This is a genomic window from Limimaricola cinnabarinus LL-001, assembly GCF_000466965.1.
Classification (GTDB): Bacteria; Pseudomonadota; Alphaproteobacteria; order Rhodobacterales; family Rhodobacteraceae; genus Limimaricola; species Limimaricola cinnabarinus.
The window spans coordinates 1-653 of record NZ_BATB01000179.1 but is presented as its reverse complement, the minus strand read 5'-3'; the positions used below and the strand labels follow the sequence as shown (position 1 = coordinate 653).

Genomic DNA, 653 nt, shown 5'->3' with positions numbered 1-653 from the left:
CGCAGCGCGACAGCAGCGCCGCCAGCCCGGCCAGCACGAAGACCGCGATCGCCAGCCGCATCACGTCGGCGTCGAGCCGGGTCGCGACAGTAGGCGCCCGGCGGCGTGCAGACCAGCGCGCCCGCGCATAACAAGCGCAACGCACGGGCGTCGATGGCGCGGCGATGCCTGATCAGATCGCCCGGCGCCGCCGCGATCTGCAGCATCTGCGCCATGATCACCGCCTCCACCGGCGGCAGGCTGAGGCTGTAGAACGGCACCGCCGCAAGGGCAAAGCCGAAGCCCGTCACCCCCCGTAGAAACCCTGCCGCGACCGTCGCCAGAGCGAGCAGTTCGAGATCGCCCACGGCGCGTCAGTCGAAGTTCAGGACGATGGTCTTGGAGCGGGTGAAATGCTCGACCATCGCCTCGAGCGAGGCCTCCTTGCCCTGACCCGACCGGCCGAAGCCGCCATAGGACACGTTGGGCTGGATGGTGAGGTTCTGGTTCACCTGCACGTAGCCCGCTTCGAGCCGCGAGGTGCTGTCGAGCGCGACCGACAGGCTGCGCGTCCAGACCGTCGCCGCGAGCCCGTAATGCGTCGCATTGGCCAGCGCGATCACCTCGTCGCGGTCCGACCAGCCGCGCAGCACGGCGACCGGGCCGAAGATCTC

General features: G+C 69.8%; 2 protein-coding genes. Both read right to left on the bottom strand.

Features of this window, described 5'->3' with window-relative positions; all coding sequences use genetic code 11:
* Positions 1-347, bottom strand: a 347-nt coding sequence (locus tag MBELCI_RS18995) for a sulfite exporter TauE/SafE family protein (protein ID WP_131505607.1), incomplete at its 3' end; no start/stop codon positions are given.
* Positions 348-353: 6 nt separating this feature from the next.
* Positions 354-653: aldehyde dehydrogenase family protein (locus MBELCI_RS18990; protein ID WP_045320580.1), on the bottom strand; the 300-nt coding region annotated here is incomplete at its 5' end.